The 17,614-nt window shown below is 61.2% G+C and carries 15 protein-coding genes; 13 read left to right on the forward strand and 2 right to left on the reverse strand.

What is annotated here, in order from left to right:
• Window positions 1-530 precede the first annotated feature (530 nt).
• From RBR25_RS06255 to RBR25_RS06315, 13 genes are all read left to right on the forward strand, one after another.
• Complete coding sequence (locus RBR25_RS06255; RefSeq protein ID WP_432818685.1) at window positions 531-809, forward strand: helix-turn-helix domain-containing protein; 279 nt, start codon at window positions 531-533, stop codon at window positions 807-809.
• Window positions 806-1,123: a HipA N-terminal domain-containing protein gene (locus RBR25_RS06260; RefSeq protein ID WP_432818686.1), complete on the forward strand. Its 318-nt coding sequence runs from the start codon at window positions 806-808 to the stop codon at window positions 1,121-1,123. Before RBR25_RS06255 ends, RBR25_RS06260 begins: the two co-directional genes overlap by 4 nt.
• The gene (locus RBR25_RS06265) at window positions 1,123-1,737 is read left to right on the forward strand and encodes a HipA domain-containing protein (RefSeq protein ID WP_432818687.1); all 615 of its coding nucleotides are present in this window, start codon (window positions 1,123-1,125) and stop codon (window positions 1,735-1,737) included. Before RBR25_RS06260 ends, RBR25_RS06265 begins: the two co-directional genes overlap by 1 nt.
• A gap of 96 nt (window positions 1,738-1,833) precedes the next feature.
• Entirely contained in the window at window positions 1,834-2,139 is a 306-nt protein-coding gene (locus tag RBR25_RS06270; RefSeq protein ID WP_432818688.1) for a hypothetical protein, read from the forward strand.
• A gap of 20 nt (window positions 2,140-2,159) precedes the next feature.
• Window positions 2,160-3,479, forward strand: a complete 1,320-nt coding sequence (locus RBR25_RS06275) for a DUF1015 domain-containing protein (protein ID WP_432818689.1) — start codon at window positions 2,160-2,162, stop codon at window positions 3,477-3,479.
• 35 nt (window positions 3,480-3,514) lie between these two features.
• The gene (gene rnr / locus RBR25_RS06280) at window positions 3,515-5,764 is read left to right on the forward strand and encodes a ribonuclease R (RefSeq protein ID WP_432818690.1); all 2,250 of its coding nucleotides are present in this window, start codon (window positions 3,515-3,517) and stop codon (window positions 5,762-5,764) included.
• Window positions 5,761-6,771: a bifunctional riboflavin kinase/FAD synthetase gene (locus RBR25_RS06285; protein ID WP_432818691.1), complete on the forward strand. Its 1,011-nt coding sequence runs from the start codon at window positions 5,761-5,763 to the stop codon at window positions 6,769-6,771. The genes rnr and RBR25_RS06285 overlap by 4 nt, the downstream gene beginning before the upstream one ends.
• The gene (gene aroE, locus RBR25_RS06290; protein WP_432818692.1) at window positions 6,761-7,624 is read left to right on the forward strand and encodes a shikimate dehydrogenase; all 864 of its coding nucleotides are present in this window, start codon (window positions 6,761-6,763) and stop codon (window positions 7,622-7,624) included. Before RBR25_RS06285 ends, aroE begins: the two co-directional genes overlap by 11 nt.
• A 66-nt stretch (window positions 7,625-7,690) precedes the next feature.
• Window positions 7,691-9,391 carry a type IV-A pilus assembly ATPase PilB gene (gene pilB, locus RBR25_RS06295; RefSeq protein WP_432818756.1) on the forward strand — a complete coding sequence of 567 codons (1,701 nt, stop codon included), beginning with the start codon at window positions 7,691-7,693 and terminating at the stop codon, window positions 9,389-9,391.
• 66 nt (window positions 9,392-9,457) lie between these two features.
• A complete protein-coding gene (locus RBR25_RS06300; protein ID WP_432818693.1) occupies window positions 9,458-10,576 on the forward strand; it encodes a type IV pilus twitching motility protein PilT in 1,119 nt (372 codons plus the stop codon).
• Between the two features lie 70 nt (window positions 10,577-10,646).
• Window positions 10,647-11,864 (forward strand): type II secretion system F family protein, encoded by a 1,218-nt coding sequence (locus RBR25_RS06305; protein WP_432818694.1) that lies wholly within the window; start codon window positions 10,647-10,649, stop codon window positions 11,862-11,864.
• Window positions 11,864-13,540 (forward strand): two-component system sensor histidine kinase NtrB, encoded by a 1,677-nt coding sequence (locus tag RBR25_RS06310; RefSeq protein ID WP_432818695.1) that lies wholly within the window; start codon window positions 11,864-11,866, stop codon window positions 13,538-13,540. Before RBR25_RS06305 ends, RBR25_RS06310 begins: the two co-directional genes overlap by 1 nt.
• A complete protein-coding gene (locus RBR25_RS06315) occupies window positions 13,537-14,931 on the forward strand; it encodes a sigma-54-dependent transcriptional regulator (RefSeq protein ID WP_432818696.1) in 1,395 nt (464 codons plus the stop codon). Before RBR25_RS06310 ends, RBR25_RS06315 begins: the two co-directional genes overlap by 4 nt.
• A 146-nt stretch (window positions 14,932-15,077) precedes the next feature.
• Here the strand turns inward: RBR25_RS06315 and RBR25_RS06320 are convergent, their stop codons facing one another.
• On the reverse strand, window positions 15,078-16,859 hold the full coding sequence (locus RBR25_RS06320) for an SLC13 family permease (protein WP_432818697.1): 1,782 nt from the start codon (window positions 16,857-16,859) through the stop codon (window positions 15,078-15,080).
• A gap of 94 nt (window positions 16,860-16,953) precedes the next feature.
• Window positions 16,954-17,541 (reverse strand): hypothetical protein, encoded by a 588-nt coding sequence (locus tag RBR25_RS06325; RefSeq protein ID WP_432818698.1) that lies wholly within the window; start codon window positions 17,539-17,541, stop codon window positions 16,954-16,956.
• Window positions 17,542-17,614: the final 73 nt, after the last annotated feature.

Here is a 17,614-nt window from a genome sequence, read left to right on the forward strand (position 1 = left end):
AAGATCGTCGCATGTAGCGGAACCCAGGAGGCCGTTTTTAGTTCACGCCACAATTCATGCCCCCGAATTCGCCCCTCAGAAAGGGGAAACCCGAGGTACGGGGGAAGAGCTCACGGATTCAGGTTGAAGATGCGCTTGCCATTTTCGTCGATGATTGCCAGATAGCTGTTGGTTGAATGCAGATCAATTCCCGAGTACAGTTTCATTGGGCACCTCCCGATGTTAGAGATTGGTCTCTTTAGCAGCATATCAGGAAGTCTTTGCCTTCTCGTTATGCCGGGAGGGGCCTTTTATATGATTATCAAATCTTGTTCCGCCACTTTTCCTGTCCACAAACCTGGTCATGACTTCCGGCGCTACCCTTCAACGCCAAAATATGTCTATTCGGGAATATTTCCTCTTTAGCTCAAAGGTTTCCGAAAAATCTGTCCGAACAAACAAATTGTTGTTTTCCGACTCTGTTTGGGAGAGAATTTGTCCGACCGAACATATTCGATCCCCAAATTTTTCTGTTGAACGGACACCGACCTATGAATGATACGGTAACGGAACTCCCGCCGGTTTCATCCTATGGCAAAATTGCCACGGCCGCTGAACTTGGCCGGGCTATTCGCGCCAAACGCAAAGAAGTCGCTACCCTTCAGGAAGATGCCGCGGCCCTTTCCGGCGTCGGCACCAAATTCCTTTCGCAACTGGAAAACGGCAAGGAGACGGCTGAGTTGGGCAAGGTGCTGCAGGTGTTGCGAGCGCTGGGGCTGGAACTTTACATTTATCCCCGTTCGCAAGATCCTCTGGGGACGCGTAAATGAACGCCCTCGACGTCTATCTGGGGGCACGCCACGCCGGGATCTTGCGTCGCGACGACGCCGGGCTTTCGTTTCACTACGTCGCCACCTATCCGGCTCTGGCCGATGCGCTTCCTTTGTCGCGCCATTTGCCTCTTCCGCCCCTGGGCGGCGAACGCATCTTTGACGACCCGGCCAGCCGCGCCTTTTTTGAAAACCTGCTGCCGGAAGGCGCCGTTCGTGAACAGTTAGCCGCAAACTTGGGCCTCTCTTCCGGTAATGTCTTCGCTCTGCCCGCCGGGTCGGTCTGGCGGTCCCTGCCGCCGAGGTCGTCTTGATGGATGGGGCCGCGGTCTATCTGGTTGCCCGGTATGATCGCCGAAAGACGCCGCCCGGAGATCTTACGCGCCTGCATCAGGAGGATTTCTGTCAGGCCTTGGGGGTGCCCTCGGACCGCAAGTATGAAAAAGAGGGGGGACCGGGTTTTCGGGATTGCTTTGATCTGGTGCGGGAGTGGAGTTCGGAACCTCTGCCGGACTCGGCGGCGTTGCTGCGCTGGGCGCTGTTCAATTTTCTCATCGGCAATGCCGACGCCCACGGCAAAAATATCGCCTTTCTCTACGCTGACGGCCGCGTCCGCCTGGCACCTTTCTATGATCTGATTTCGACGGCCGTGTACGAACGGGTCAACAACAAATTCGCCATGCGCAGGGGCGGGGAGAAGGATCCCCGCTATCTGCTTCCCCATCACCTCGAGCGCTTTTCCCAAGAGGCCGGCATCGGACTTAGGGCGGTCCATAACGCATTGCGCAAGCTGATCGAGCGGGTGGAGAAAGAAGCCGCGATTTTGGGCGAGGGTTTTTGCGAACGCTACGAATCCCCCGTCATTATTTCCCGAATTCTGGAAGTTATTCATCGGCGCATCGCCAAAGCCCGGACCTTGCTAGTCTGAGCCCCCGTTCGCCCAGGGGGGGGGGAGGTTCTGGCCGCGCCCTTGATCTTCAACTGAGTTGTCTATTTCACCACTTATACGCCCGATGCTCCCGAAGTGCTGCCGCCGCTCCCTTGTGTCGTCGGCAATCCCGGCAGGGCGCGACTCTACGCCATCGACTGGCGCACCGGCGAAGCGGTCCTCAATTTTCATCCCGACAACGACGGGGAAGGGGCGGAAGCCGCCAATCCCCGCGCCCTAGGTCTCCGGCGCGGCGCCACTACGCGGTCGGGGTCAGTCATGCCGCCACCGGCCGGATCTGCGTGCTGCGCTGAAATCCGGCCACCGGCGGCTTTGCGTAGCGTTCCGGTTTTTCCCTTGCAACCCTTTGACCTCTTTAAGTATAGTCAAATTTTGATTTAATCTGGTTAAGGGAGTTTTTGATGGCTAAGATTGTCCCTTTTCGGGGGCTGCGTTACTCCGCCAAGCGAATCGCTGAACTTGCCCAGGTCACGGCCCCGCCCTACGATGTGATCTCCCCGAATTTGCAGGAAGAGCTGCACCGGCGCCACGAGTACAACATCGTGCGTTTGATCCTCGGCCGGACCCGCCCCGAGGACAGCGCCGAGGATAACCGCTACATCCGTGCCGCCGCCCTGCTGCGCCAGTGGCGTTTGGACGGAATCCTGGTCCGCGATGCCGAGCCTTCCATCTATCTCTATGACCAGGAATATGCCGACGAGGACGGCGGCACGCTGACCCGGAATGGCATCATCACCCTGGCCCGCATCGAGGAGTTTTCCACCGGCCTGGTCAAACCTCACGAAAAGACTCTGGCTGATCCCAAGGCCGATCGCCTGGCCCTGATCAAGGCCTGCCAGGCCAATCTCACTCCGGTTTTCTCCCTCTATTCCGATCCCTGCTGTGTCCTGGAAGTGCTGGCGAAGAAAGAAAAAGACCGCCCCCCCGAGGTAGACGTGCGGGATGACGACGGTGTTCACCACCGCCTCTGGTGCTGCTCTGACTCCACCCTGATCGGCAAGGCCCAGGCGTTGCTCGACAACAAGCCGGTGGTGCTGGCCGACGGCCATCATCGCTACGAGGCGGCCATCGCCTATCGCGATTACATGCGTCAGCTGCATCCCGACTACACCGGCAAGGAACTCTTCAACTATGTGCTCATGTGCTTTTCCAACATGGAAGATAAGGGCATGCGCATCTTTCCCGCCCATCGGGTCGTCAGCGGCCTGGCGGGTTTCGACCGTGCGGCCTTCTTCGGTCGGTTGGCCGACTATTTCGACATCGAAAGTCAGGTCTTCGATCCCCAAGACGACGAACAGATTCACGCCCTGCGCGCGCACCTGAGTGACCTGGGGAGCCACCGGCATACCCTGGCGCTCTTCGCCGGCGACGGCAGGATTCATTATCTTTCCCTGCGGGACGAAGGGGTCATGGACGACTTTTTCGACGAGAAGACGCCCAAGGTTCTGCGCACCCTCGATATCTCCATCCTTCATCACCTGCTCTTCGAAGGTTTGTTGGGCATCGCTCCTGACGATTCCGAGCGGCTGCGCTATATCCGCGGGATCGACGAAGCGCTCGGCATGGTTGTGGCAAACAACGCGCAGCTGGCCTTTCTGGTCAACCCGACGCGCATGTCCGAGGTCCGCGACGTCGCCAACGCCGGTGGTAAGATGCCGCAGAAATCGACCTACTTCTATCCAAAGATCCTCTCCGGAATGGTTATCAACCCCATTGAGTGACGGGCCGGTCTTGGCCCCACCAGGACGGACCGCCGATGTCTCCCCGTGCCGACGAACTCCTTGATTTCATCGCCCGACAAGCCCGACGCCCGCTGAGCGAGCGGGAAATTCTGGCCGGTTTCCGGCTGCGCCGCGACGAACGCTGGCACGTCTTGGAACTGCTCGGAAATCTGGTCGAACGGGGGGCGTTGATCCGCCACCGCAACGGTCGCTATTCCCTCCCCCGTCAGGTCGATCTGGTGGTCGGCACTATCTCCCTGCACCGCGACGGTTACGGCTTTGTCGCCGCCCCTGAGGGGCAGGCCGATGTCTTCGTCCCCGCCCGCTACCTGCGCGAGGTCATGGACGGCGACAAGGTGGCGGTGCGCATCGAGCGCTCCCCTCGCGACGGCAAGCCCGAGGGGCGCCTGGTGCGCATCGTCGAGCGCGGGCAGCGGCAGGTCATCGGCCGTTACGAGGCCGGGCGCGGTTTCGGCTACGTCGTTCCCGCCGATCCCCGCTTCCGCTACGATCTCATCATCCCCGACCCCGGGCCGCTGGCCCCCCGCGCCGGCCAGATGGTGGTGGCGCGCATCGACAGCTTTCCTAGCGCCACCCGTGGGCCGGAAGGGACGGTGCTGGAGGTGCTCGGCGATGCCGACGATCCGCGGGTGGAGATTCTCGCCGTCGCCTACAAGTATGAGCTGCCCCACCGCTTCTCCGCGGCGGTACTGGCGGCGGCGGGCCAGGTGCCGACGGCGGTGACGGAAGCGGATCGGGCCGGGCGGGTCGATCTGCGGGAGTTGCCGCTGGTGACCATCGACGGGGAGACGGCCAAGGATTTCGACGATGCGGTGGTGGCGCGCCGGGAAGAGGGGGGGGGCATCCGCCTCTGGGTGGCGATTGCCGATGTCGGACATTATGTCCCCGTGGGGAGGGAGATCGACCGGGAAGCTTATGAGCGCGGCACCAGCGTCTATTTCCCTGGGCATTGCCTGCCCATGCTCCCCGAGGCGCTGAGTAACGGCATCTGCTCCCTCAACCCCGACGTCGATCGTCTGGTAATGACCGCCGAGATGCTCTTCGACGGCCGGGGGCAACGGCTGGAGAGCCGTTTCTATCCTGCTCTCATGCGCAGCCGGGCACGCCTCACCTACACCGAGGTCCAGGCGATGCTCGATGGGGGCGAGGCGGCGGCCGCGACCCTGGAACGTTTCGGGGCGCTCCTTCCCGATCTTCAGGTCATGGCCGAGCTGGCTGGGCGCCTGATCGAGATGCGCAGGCTGCGCGGGAGCCTCGATTTCGATCTGCCCGAGGCCGAGGTGATTCTCGGCCTGACCGGCAAGCCGGAAAGCATCCTCCGGGCCGAGCGCACCTTCGCCCATCGGCTGATCGAGGAATTCATGCTCGCTGCCAACGAAGCGGTGGCGACCTTTCTTCACGAGCGCCAGGCGCCGCTGCTCTATCGCATCCACGAGCCGCCCGACCTGGAAAAACTCCAGGAATTCCAAGCTTTCGCCGCCCATTTCAATTTTGGTCTGAAACTTTCGGAAACGGGGGTCGACGCCCGCGAGCTGCAGAAGCTGCTGACCGAGCTCCAAGGGCGGCCCGAGGAGAAATTGCTCAACAACGCGCTGCTGCGCAGTCTCAAACAGGCCCGCTACGCGCCGGAAAATGTCGGACATTTCGGGCTGGCCGCCGAACTCTACTGCCATTTCACCTCGCCCATCCGCCGTTATCCCGATCTGATCGTCCACCGCATCCTGCGCGAGGTTTTGCGCACCGGACATCTGGGCGAGGAGCGGGCGGCGGCCTGGAGGAAGTACCTGCCGGGGGCGGGGGAGCGGACGTCGATGTGCGAACGGCGGGCGATGGAAGCGGAACGGGAGATCGTCGCCCTGAAGAAATGCCAGTTCATGCTGCCGCGCCTGGGCGAGGTCTTTTCGGCCTTGGTTTCGGGGGTGCTCCCCTTCGGCTTTTTTGTCGAACTCGATGAGATTTTCATCGAGGGGTTGGTGCACATCTCCAGTCTGGAGGATGACTTTTATCATTACGAGGAAGATCTGCAACGCCTGATCGGCGAGCATCGGCGGCGGATTTTCCAGGTCGGCATGCCGCTTCGGGTACGTCTGGCCCGGGTCGATCTGCCCCGCCGGGAGATCGATTTCGTTCTTGAGGAAGAGGCACCGACCGAGGGCGCGACCCGGCCCCGCCGGAAAAAGGGCGAAGCGCGGGAAGAAACGGCGGCCGGAAGAGGGGCAAAGACGGCGAAGAAGAGGGCCGGAGCGAAAGGGCTGGCTTCATGAAAACCATCCGCGATCTGCGGGATCTGGCCACGCCGCCCCGGGAGACGGTGCTGACCATCGGCAATTTCGATGGAGTGCATCTTGGCCACCGGGAAATCTTCCGGCGGGTGGTGCGCAAGGCCCGCTCCGTCGGCGGCACGGCGACGGTGCTCACCTTCGAGCCCCATCCCCTCAAGATCCTTGCTCCCGAACGAGCGCCGAAACTGCTTAACACCCAGGCGGAAAAAGAACTGCTTATTGCCGCCTCGCGTATCGATCTACTGGTCTGCCTGCCCTTCACCGAAGAGCTGTCGCGTTTGAGCGCCGCCGAATTCGTTCGCGAGATTCTCGTTAATCGGCTCGCCGTGCGCCACCTTCTCGTCGGTTACGACTATGCTTTCGGCCGGGGCCGTCTCGGCAACATCCGTTTTTTGCAGGAGCAGGCGCGGGAAATCGGCTTTACTGTCGAGGTGCTCGAACCGCTGGCCGAGCACAACGTGGTCTACAGCAGCTCCCTGGTACGCAACATGATCAGCGCCGGCGATGTCGCCGGGGTGGTGCGCTTTCTCGGTCGCCACTATACCCTGGAAGGGGTGGTGGCCCACGGCGTCGAACGGGGGCGCAAGCTCGGTTTTCCCACCGCCAACCTGGTGACGGAGAAGGAGCTGCTGCCCATTCCCGGGGTCTACGCGGTGAAGGTCCGGCGCGGCCGGGTATTTTATGACGGGGTTCTCAACATCGGCTGGAATCCCACCTTCGGTAACCAGGAGGTGACGGTCGAAGTCCACCTCCTCGATTTTTCCGGGGATCTCTACGGCGAGACCTTGCGGGTCTACTTCTTTGAGCGGTTGCGCAACGAAAAGCGCTTCCCCTCGGTGGTTGAACTGAGCCAGGCGATCGCCTCGGACATCACCGCCGCCCGGGATATCCTCCACCGGCGGCAGCTGGTTACCTACCGGGAATACCTCGACCTTATCACCGAGCCGGAAGCCCCCGCCTCGGGCTTGGGAGAATGGCATGAAGATTAGCGGCACCACCCGGATTCTCGGGATTTTCGGCGATCCGGTGAAACATTCCCTCTCCCCTCTCATGCACAACGAAGCCCTGGCGCGGATCGGTTTCGACGCCGTTTACGTCCCCTTCCACGTCCTGCCCGAGCATCTGCCCCAAGCCGTCGCATCGATACGGATTCTTGACTTGCTCGGTGTCAATTTAACCGTTCCTCACAAAGAACGGGTTTGCCCTCTCCTCGATGTCGTCGATTCCCAGGCCCGGCTGATCGGCGCGGTCAATACCGTCGTTAATCGCGACGGCTGTCTTACCGGCTACAATACGGACGGCAGCGGCTTTCTCCGCTCCCTGGCCGAGGATCTCGGTTTCGACCCGGCGGGGCGGCGGATTCTGCTCCTGGGCGCCGGCGGCGCCTGTCGCGCTGCTTTGGTTGCCCTGGCCCAGGCCGGGGCGGGGTCCATCGTTGTCGCCAACCGTACCCCGGAGCGGGCGACGGCGCTGGTGGCGGAGTTCGGGCCGATTTTTTCCGGCACGTCGTTTGCAAGTTGCAGTCTGGCCAGAGAGGCGCTGACCGCGCATCTGCCCGGAGTCGATCTGCTGGTGAATACGTCGGCGCTGGGACTTGGCGGGGAGTCCCTGGCGGACTTCCCCTGGAAAAAGCTCCCTTCCGGCGCGGCGGTATACGATATGGTCTATGGTTTCGAGCCCACTCCCCTGCTGCGCGCGGCCGCCGCACACGGCCATGGCGGGGCCGACGGACTGGGCATGCTCGCCGCCCAGGGGGAGGAGGGGTTTCGGCTCTGGATCGGCCAGGCTCCGCCATCCGGCGTGATGAAAGCGCAACTTTTGGCGGCGGTCGCCGCCCGGTAGCTGTTTTTTATGAAAGAGTCGGTCTTGTGACCGGCTGACCCTGCGAGGAGTTGTCCCTTGTCGACGATCAAAGGCAACCGTCTGGGTGAACTGCTGGTACGCAATCAGCTGGTCACCGAGGAACAACTAAAAAAGGCTCTGGATCTTCAGAAGAGCGAAGGCTGCCGGCTGGGCGGCGCCCTGGTCAAGCTCAACTTCATCAAAGAAGACGAGCTTGCGGCCTTCCTTTCCCGTCAGTACGGCGTTCCTTCCATTAATCTTGCCGAATTCGAGATCGACACGGCGGTCATTCGCCTGCTCCCTGCCGAAGTCGCCCAGAAATACCAGATCATCCCCATCAACCGCGCCGGCTCCACCCTGATCGTCGCCATGAGCGACCCCTCCAACATCTTCGCCATCGACGACATCAAGTTCATGACCGGCTACAATGTCGAGGTGGTGGTCGCTCCCGAGGCGGCGATCAAGACGGCGATCGACAAATATTACGATCAGAGCGCGACCTTCGCCGATGTTATGGAGGATCTGGAGGACATCGACCTGGAGGTGGTGGACGAGGCGGACAACGTCGATGTCCGTGATCTGGAAAAGGCCAGCGAGGACGCCCCCGTCGTCAAGCTGGTCAATCTGATTCTGACCGACGCCATCAAGCGCAACGCTTCGGATATCCATATCGAGCCCTACGAAATGACCTTCCGCGTGCGTTATCGCATCGACGGTGTGCTTTATGAAATGATGAAGCCACCGATGAAGCTGAAGAACGCCATCACTTCGCGCATCAAGATCATGGCCGAGATGGACATCGCCGAACGCCGCCTGCCCCAGGACGGGCGCATCAAGATCAAGCTCGGCCCCGGCAAGGACATGGACTACCGAGTCAACTGCCTGCCGACCCTCTTTGGCGAGAAGATCGTTCTGCGACTGCTCGACAAATCGAACCTCCAGCTCGACATGACCAAGCTCGGCTACGAACCACAGGCCCTTACTTGGTTCAAGGAGGCGATTCACAAGCCCTTCGGCATGGTCTTGGTCACCGGCCCGACCGGTAGCGGCAAGACTGTTTCTCTCTATTCGGCTCTGGCCGAACTGAACAAGGTCACGGAAAATATCTCCACCGCCGAGGATCCGGTGGAGTTCAACTTCGCCGGCATCAACCAGGTGCAGATGCACGAGGAAATCGGTCTTAACTTTGCTGCCGCCTTGCGCGCCTTTTTGCGGCAGGATCCGGACATCATCATGATTGGCGAGATCCGCGACTTCGAAACGGCGGAGATTGGGGTCAAGGCGGCCCTGACCGGGCACCTGGTCCTTTCGACCCTGCATACCAACGACGCTCCGAGTACCATCAACCGTCTGCTCAACATGGGGATCGAGCCTTTTCTGGTGGCTTCAGCGGTCAACCTGATCACCGCCCAGCGCCTTGGCCGGCGGGTCTGCTCGGCCTGCAAGCAGCCGGAGGATATCCCCAAACAGGCGCTGATCGATGCCGGGGTTTCTCCCGACGAGGTGGATGAATACGTCTGTTATCGGGGCGTCGGCTGCCCGACCTGCAACAACACCGGCTACAAGGGGCGGGTCGGTATTTACCAGATCATGCCGATGTTCGAGGAGATCCGCGAACTGATCCTGGCCGGAGCGAACACGGCGGAAATCAAGCGCGAATCGATGCGCTTGGGGGTCAAAACCATGCGCCAGTCGGCTCTGACCAAACTCAAGGAGGGCGTGACCTCCATGGAAGAGGTCCTGCGCTGTACCGTTGCCGACAACTGACGATTCATTTTTGTGGAAAGGGCCCTTGCCGCCCCGGCGGCTTTTTACTGAAGAGGTGTGACACCTATGGTCAGCATGCATCAGCTTTTGAAGACGATGGTCGAGCAGGGGGCCTCGGACCTGCATATTTCCACGGGCACCGCGCCGCTGGTGCGCATCGACGGCGAAATGGTTCCCCTCAAGTTGCCCCTCTTGCAGCCGGCGGATACCAAGCAGCTCTGTTACAGCATCCTCACCGACGCGCAGAAACGCAAGTTTGAGGAAGAGAACGAGCTCGACCTCTCTTTCGGGGTCAAGGGACTCTCCCGCTTCCGCGGCAATCTCTTCATGCAGCGCGGCGCAGTGGCCGGGGCCTTCCGGCTCATTCCCTACCAGATCAAGACCTTTGAGGAGCTGGGTTTGCCCCAGGTGGTGCGGGACATCTGCAAGAAGCCTCGGGGGCTGGTGCTGGTCACCGGGCCGACCGGCAGCGGCAAGTCGACGACCCTGGCGTCGATGATCGATTCCATCAACAGTGAGCGGGCCGAACATATCATCACCATCGAGGATCCCGTCGAATTTCTCCACCCCCATAAAAAATGCCTGGTCAACCAGCGTGAGGTGGGGGCCGACACCCAGTCCTTCAAAAAGGCGCTCAAGTACATTCTGCGCCAGGATCCCGACGTGGTTCTCCTCGGGGAGATGCGCGACATGGAGACGATCGAGGCGGCGTTGACCATCGCCGAAACCGGCCATCTCTGCTTCGCCACCTTGCACACCAACTCCTGCGTGCAGACCATCAACCGGATTGTCGACGTCTTCCCCACCACTCAGCAGCAGCAGGTGCGTACCCAACTCTCCTTCGTCCTCGAAGGGGTACTCTCCCAGACCCTTCTCCCCCGCGCCGGCGGTAACGGGCGGGTGCTGGCTCTGGAGGTCATGGTGCCGAACATGGCGATCCGCGCCCTGATCCGCGACGACAAGGTCCATCAGATCTATTCGCAGATGCAGATGGGACAGGATAAGTACGGCATGCAGACCATGAACCAAGCGCTCTTCATGCTCTACCACAAGAAACTGGTGACCATGGAGACCGCCCTCAGCCGTTCCTCGGAGCCGGAGGAGCTCAAGCAGATGATCGCCAACCCGGCAGCGGTTTTGCGCCGCAACGTCTCTGGTGGTGTCCCCGCGCCGCCGCGGCAATAGCTTGATCGTAACGGGCGGGGCGCTTATCGCCCGCCCTGAACCCATCGATGTTTCAAAACGAGGTGTTTATATGGCGAAGTTTTCCTGGGAAGGCAAGAATCGCGCGGGCCAGGTGCAGAAGGGGGAGATGGAAGCACCCAACGAGGCGGCGGTCAATGCCCAGTTGCGCCGTAGCGGGATTATGCCGACCAAGGTCAAGGAACGGGGCAAGGGACTCGATGTCGAGCTGAAGATTCCCGGTTTCGCCCCGAAGATCACGACCAAGGATCTGGTGGTCTTCACCCGTCAGTTCGCTACCATGATCGACGCCGGTCTCCCCTTGGTTCAGTGTCTCGACATCCTCGGCCGCCAGCAGGACAACAAGACCTTCAAGGGGATTCTGGTCAACGTCAAGGAGGCGGTGGAGTCCGGCTCCACCTTCGCCGATGCCCTGAAAAAGCATCCCAAGGCCTTCGACGATCTCTATGTCAACCTGGTCGCCGCCGGCGAAGTCGGCGGTATTCTCGATACCATCCTCAACCGCCTCGCCGCCTACATCGAGAAGGCGCTCAAGCTGAAGAAACAGGTGAAGAGCGCCATGACCTATCCGACCACCATCGTCGGCATCGCCGTGCTGGTCATCGCCGTCATCCTGGTCTTTGTCATCCCCGCCTTCGAGAAGATGTTCGCCGATTTCGGCGGCTCGTTGCCGATGCCGACCCAGGTCGTCATCAACATCAGCAATTTCATCCAGAAATACATCCTCGTCATCATCGCCGCCATTGTCCTTTCCATTTGGGGTTTCAAGCGCATCTACCGGACCAAGGCGGGGCGGGCGACGATCGACCGATGGGCCTTGAAGATCCCGGTCTTCGGCATTCTCATCCGCAAGGTCGCCGTTGCCAAGTTCACCCGCACGCTGGGAACGATGATCTCCAGCGGCGTGCCGATTCTCGACGGCCTCGATATCGTCGCCAAGACCGCCGGCAACAAGACGGTGGAGACGGCCATCTATAAGGTGCGCCAGAGCATCAGCGAGGGCAAGACCATCGCCGAGCCGCTGGAGGAGTCGGGGGTCTTTCCGCCCATGGTCTGCCAGATGATCGCGGTCGGTGAACAGTCCGGCGCCATCGATACCATGCTCAACAAGATTGCCGACTTCTATGACGACGAAGTGGACGACGCGGTGGCCAACCTGACCGCGATGATGGAGCCGCTGCTCATGCTCTTCCTCGGCACCACTGTAGGCGGCCTGGTCATCGCCATGTACCTGCCGATCTTCAAGCTGGCCGGCACCGTCGGCGGCTGATGCGGAAACTTTCCGAACTTTTCCGCCGGTCCCATCCCGCCCATATCGCCAGAAGTCAGCTGCGCTGGTATCTGCTGGTCCGGGCGCTGATCATCGGACTCTTCCTGCTCGGGGCCCTCGCCTACCAATGGTACGTTCGGGGCGTGGTCGTTTCTCCGGTCCTGCTGGCCCTCTATCTGCTGGGGGGACTGTGCGCCGTGCAGATCGCCCTTTCGGGTTTTTTGCTGTGGCGGGTGCGCCGTCCGCGTTTCTTCATCCAAGGCCAGGTTGTCTGGGATCTGCTCCTGGTCACGGCGCTGATCTACGTCACCGGCGGCATCGACAGCCTCTTTTCGTTCCTCTATATTTTCGTCATCATCGGCGCCAGCCTCTTTTTCGCCCGACGGGACATCCTCTTTGTCGCCTCGGCCTCGGCCATTCTCTACGGCAGCCTGCTCGATCTGCAATATTACGGCTATCTCCCCTTATTCGGGAGCTTGGGTTCGGCCCGGACCATCGACGGAACCGCCGTCTTCTATTCGGTCTTCGTCAATGTTCTTGCCTTTTTCTCTACCGCGCTCTTCAGCACCATTCTCGTCGATCGCCTGCGGCGCAGCGAAGCCGCCCTGGAAAAGCGCGAAATCGATTACGAAGAGTTGGAAAACCTCAACCGGACGATTCTCGCCAATGTCACCAGCGGCCTGCTGATCGTCAACCCGGAAGGGCGGATTCGCTCTTTCAATCAGGCGGCGGGGCGAATTTCCGGGTTCAGCCTTTCGGAAGTCTACAATCGCCCCTTGGGTGACGTCTTCCCCGATTTCCAGGTGATCGACGACCACGGCTTCATTCTGGTCAACCGCAAGGAAGGAAGCTTTGTCACCGTCGACGGCCGGAGCCTGACCCTCGGCTACGCCTCGTCCCTGCTGCGCGATTCCCAAGGGAAGATCCTCGGCTTGCTCGTCGCTTTTCAGGACCTCACTGAATTCAAGCTCATGGAAGAGCAGCTCAAGCGCGCCGATCGTCTGGCCGCCGTCGGTCGCCTGGCCTCGGGCATGGCCCACGAAATCCGCAATCCCCTGGCCTCCATCAGCGGCAGCGCGCAACTGCTCCTCGAAGGAAGCCATCTCACCGCCGCGGAACGGCGGCTGATGAAGATCATCGTCAAGGAAGCCCAGCGCCTCAACGTACTGCTTACCGATTTTCTCGTTTATGCCCGGCCGCGTCCGGCGCAGTGCGCTTCGGTCGACGTCGCCCGGCTTCTCGACGAACTGGTCGAGGTTCTCGCCGGCGATCAGCGTTTTTCTGCCCTGCGGCTGGTGCCTGCCTACTCCGGTCCTTTTTATCTTAATGTCGATCGCCAGCAGTTGCGCCAGGCTCTCTGGAACCTGGCGATCAACGCCGCCGAGGTCATGCCTGCCGGCGGGAATCTGACCTTCGGCATCCTCCCCGAGATGTCGGCCATTTATGTGGAGGATAACGGCCCGGGCATTCCCGAAGAGTTGCGCGGCCGGATTTTCGAGCCTTTTTTCACGACCAAGGATAAAGGTTCCGGCCTCGGCCTGGCGACCGTCCACGCCATCGTCGAAGGGCATGGTGGCGAGGTCCGCGTCGACCCCGGTGCCGCCGGCGGCACGCGTTTTACCATCCGTTTGCCGCAGAGAGCGGAACCTTCCTCCGTCACCAAGGGAATATCATGAAACAGGAAGGCCAGCCCCGCATTCTCATCGTCGATGACGAGGAGAGCATGCGCGAATTTCTGAGCATCATGCTTCACAGCGACGGCTATCGGGTCGATGCTGTCGGCGACGGGCAGCAGGCCGTCGAGCGCCTGCGTTCCTGCGCCTACGATCTGATCATCAGCGACATCAAGATGCCGCGGATGACCGGCTTCGAACTGCTGGCCCATGTCCGTCAGCGCTTTCCCGAGACGGCCATGATCATGATCACCGCTTTTTCCACCACGGAAGAGGCGGTGGAAGCCATGAAAAACGGCGCCTACGACTACATCATCAAGCCTTTCAAGAACGACGAGATCCGCTTGGTGGTGCAGAACGCCCTGGAGCGGCGCAGCCTGCGCCGGGAAAATCAGGAACTGAAAAAAGAGCTGGGCAAGCGCTATTCCTTCGGCAGCCTGATCGGCAAGAGCAAGGCGATGCAGGAGGTCTACACCCTCATCGAAAAGGTCGCGGCGAGCAAGGCCAATGTCATGATTTTCGGCGAGAGCGGCACCGGCAAGGAGTTGGTGGCGCGGGCCATCCATTACAACAGCGATCGCCGGGACAAGCCGATTGTTCCTATCAACTGCGGGGCGATTCCCGAGAATCTGCTGGAGAGCGAACTCTTCGGCCATGAAAAGGGGAGCTTTACCGGCGCCGTACAGCAGAAGGCTGGACTCTTCGAGGTCGCCAACGGCGGCACCCTCTTTCTCGACGAAATCGGCGAATTGCCGCCGCTGATGCAGGTCAAGCTGCTGCGGGTCTTGCAGGAGCGGGAGTTCCGTCGGGTAGGGGGGACGAAAGACATCAAGGTCGATGTCCGGGTGGTGACCGCCACCAACAAGGATCTGGCTGAGGCCGTGGCCAAGGGTACCTTTCGCGAGGATCTCTATTACCGGCTCAACGTCATCTGCCTTACCTTGCCCCCCCTGCGCGATCGGCGCGGCGACATTCCCCTGCTGATCGAGCACTTTTTCAAAAAACTCGGCGCGCCCAAGGAGATCAAAATTGAGGAAAAGGCCCTGCGTCGTCTCCTCGACTACCATTGGCCCGGGAATATCCGCGAACTGGAGAATATCATCGAGCGCTGCGTGGTTCTCGGCCCGGCGGAAGAGCTGACCGTCGATTGCCTGCCCGCCCATCTGCGCTACGACTCTCCGGTGGTGTCCGGCGCCCTGACGCAGATTCCCGATGCCGGACTCGATCTCGACGCTTATCTGGGCGGGATCGAAAAGGACATTTTGCTCAGGACCCTGGAGAAGACCGGTGGCGTGCGCAAGAAAGCCGCTGAACTTCTCGGCATCACCTTCCGTTCGATTCGTTACCGGCTGGCGAAGTATGGGATCGAACCGGAGGGCGAGGAGGAAGGTTAGGCTGATGAAAAACGCCCATTCGCGGCGTTGCCCTCATTCTCATCGCTGCAACGTACCTGGCCGTTACGATTCGCTCCTCGAATTTCGGCGCCTTGCACCTGGACATTTTTGATCAGCCTCAAGTAACGGGTCTTTTCGGTTTTCGGCTAGAAGGGCCAGATGTGGGGGATGAGGGGGACGGCAACGGTCAGAACCAGTAGGGAGAGGGGGAGGCCCATGCGCCAGTAGTCGCCGAAGCGGTAGCCCCCCGGCTCCATGACCAGGGTGTTGGACTGATGGCCGATGGGGGTGAGAAAGGCGCAGGAAGCGCCGATGGCCACTCCCATAAGCAGCGGATCGGCGGAGATGCCGAGCCCTTCGGCCAGGCCGAGGGCGATGGGCGCCGTCAGGATTGCGGCGGCGGTATTGTTGACGATGTTGGACAGGAGCATGGTGGCGGCCGTGAGCAGTGCCAGGGTGGCCATCGGCGAGGCGTCTCGGGCGAAAGCCAACAGTTCTTCGGCGATAAAGCGCGCGCCGCCGCTCGTTTCCAGGGCTTCGCCAAGGGGGATCAGGGCCGCGAGCAGGACGATGACCGGCAACTCGATGGCGGCGTAGGCCTCGCGGGGAGACAGCACCCGGGTCAGGACCATGAGCAGGGCGCCGCCGATCAGTGCCGGGGCGGCTGCGACTTGGTGCAGGGCGATCAGCAGTAGGGCGCCGGCAAAGATGCCCACCGCCAGCAAGACCTGCCGGGGTTTGCCGAGACGTAGTCCCCGTTCCGCCAAAGGCAGGCAGCCGAGTTCACTTAAGGTCGCCGGCAGGTTTTCCTCCCGCCCCTGGACCAGCAGGATGTCGCCGGGGACGAAACGCAGCTTGCCGAGACGGTGCGGCAGACGCTTCCCCTGACGAGCCACGGCCAGCACGTTGATGTTGTAGCGTTCCCGCAGTTTGAGGCTGGTCGCCGATCGCCCCAGCAGGGTCGATTCCGGTGCGACGATCGCCTCTACCACATGAATTTCCCCCCCGCTTTTTTTCCCCTCGGCCTCTTTTGGGGTGCTTGACGCCAGTTCCAGGCCGGTCAGGTCGATCAGGCTTTTGAGGCTTTCCGAGTCGGCCTCAACCAGCAGAATATCCTCCGCCAGCAAGACCTCGTAGATGGAAGGCATCTGCCGCCGGATTTCCCCGCGCACCAGTCCGGTGACGACCACTTCCCCTTCTTTTTCCATGATGGACAGCAGGTTGTGTAGCGGTTGCCCGACCAGGCGTGAAGTCTCCGGAACCCGCATTTCGGTGAGATAATCGTTGATGGGGAAGAGTTTTTCCGCCCCTTCGCGCTTGCGTTTCGGGGTCAGACGCCAGCCCACCAGGGCGATGAAGACCAACCCGGTCAGGGTGAGCGCGCCGCCGACGGGGAGAAAGTCGAACATGCCGAAAGGGGAGGCGCCGGTGTGTTCGCGGTAGGAGGCGATGACGATGTTCGGCGGCGTGCCGATCATGGTCAGGGTGCCGCCGAGCAGGGAACCGAAGGCCAGGGGCATCAGCAGCAGGGAGGGGGAGCGGCCGCTTTGCCGGGACATCCAGACGGCGACGGGCATGAGCAGGGCGAGGGCGCCGACATTGTTCATGAAGCCGGAACTGAGGGCGACGATTCCCGTCAGAGTGGCGACCTGGAGGCTCGGCCGGTTGCTCACCCGAGCCAGGGCCCGGGCCATGTTGTCCACTGCGCCGGCGAGAAAGAGACCGCGGCTGAGAACCAGTACCGCCATGACCGTGACCACCGCCGGATGGCCGAAGCCGGCAAAGAGCCGCTCGCCCGGCATCAGACCGAAGCCCGCCACGGCGAGCAGGGCGAGCAGGGCGACGATGTCGTAACGCCAGCGGTTCCATATGAAAAGGGCCAGGGTCAGGCCGAGAATGGCAAAGATGGTGATCTGGTCGCCGGTCATGACATCGTTCTTTTCACAAAGGAGAAGATTCGCGGGTACCTGCCGGAGCGGAGGTGCGGGGGACGGCGCCCCCGGACGTTTTTCAATCAGCGGATCAGTCCCTGAAATTCCACCATGTGCGCCGCTGTTTTTCGCGCTGCGTCCGTTCCTGATCCGAGCCCCGGTCGAGCTCTTTCTGTTCCTGTTCCTGTTCCTGTTCCTGTTTTCGTTGCCATTCCCGTTCCCGCGCCGGCGGGCTCATCTCATCGTCATCGTCGCGCCGCTCGCGATTCTCGTAGCGGTCTTCCTCGCGATTGAAATTTCCCCGGTCGTCGCGATCCCGGTGGTCGTCATACCTACGGCGGTTTTCGGGGAAACGTTCCCTGAACCGGTCCCGCTCGTTGTAGCGTTCGCGGTAGTCTTCCTGATTCTCACGCAGTTGGCGGCGGCTGTCGTTGTCGTCAAGGTTTCGATAGCGACGTTCGTCCTCTTCATCCCCATCATGATAGCGGTGCTCGTCCTCCCGCTCTTGCGGATAGCGTCTGTCGTCGCGGTCGTTCCCTTTCAGGAGACGGCCGTTTCGGGAGTCGTCCCGCGGCGCGGAGCCATAACCGCTTTCGAAGCGTTCGGCGACGGAAGGGGCGGCGGAAAGGGCGACAATCGCCAGGGCGGCGACGAGAATGGAGAGACTGAGCCGTTTCATGATTTCTCCTCAGAGAAGGGGTCGGACGCGCCGGAAATCTTTACGCCGAATGGTATTATAGATGAGCTGTGCC

It is taken from the genome of Trichloromonas sp., assembly GCF_034006665.1.
In the GTDB taxonomy this organism is placed as follows: domain Bacteria; phylum Desulfobacterota; class Desulfuromonadia; order Desulfuromonadales; family Trichloromonadaceae; genus Trichloromonas.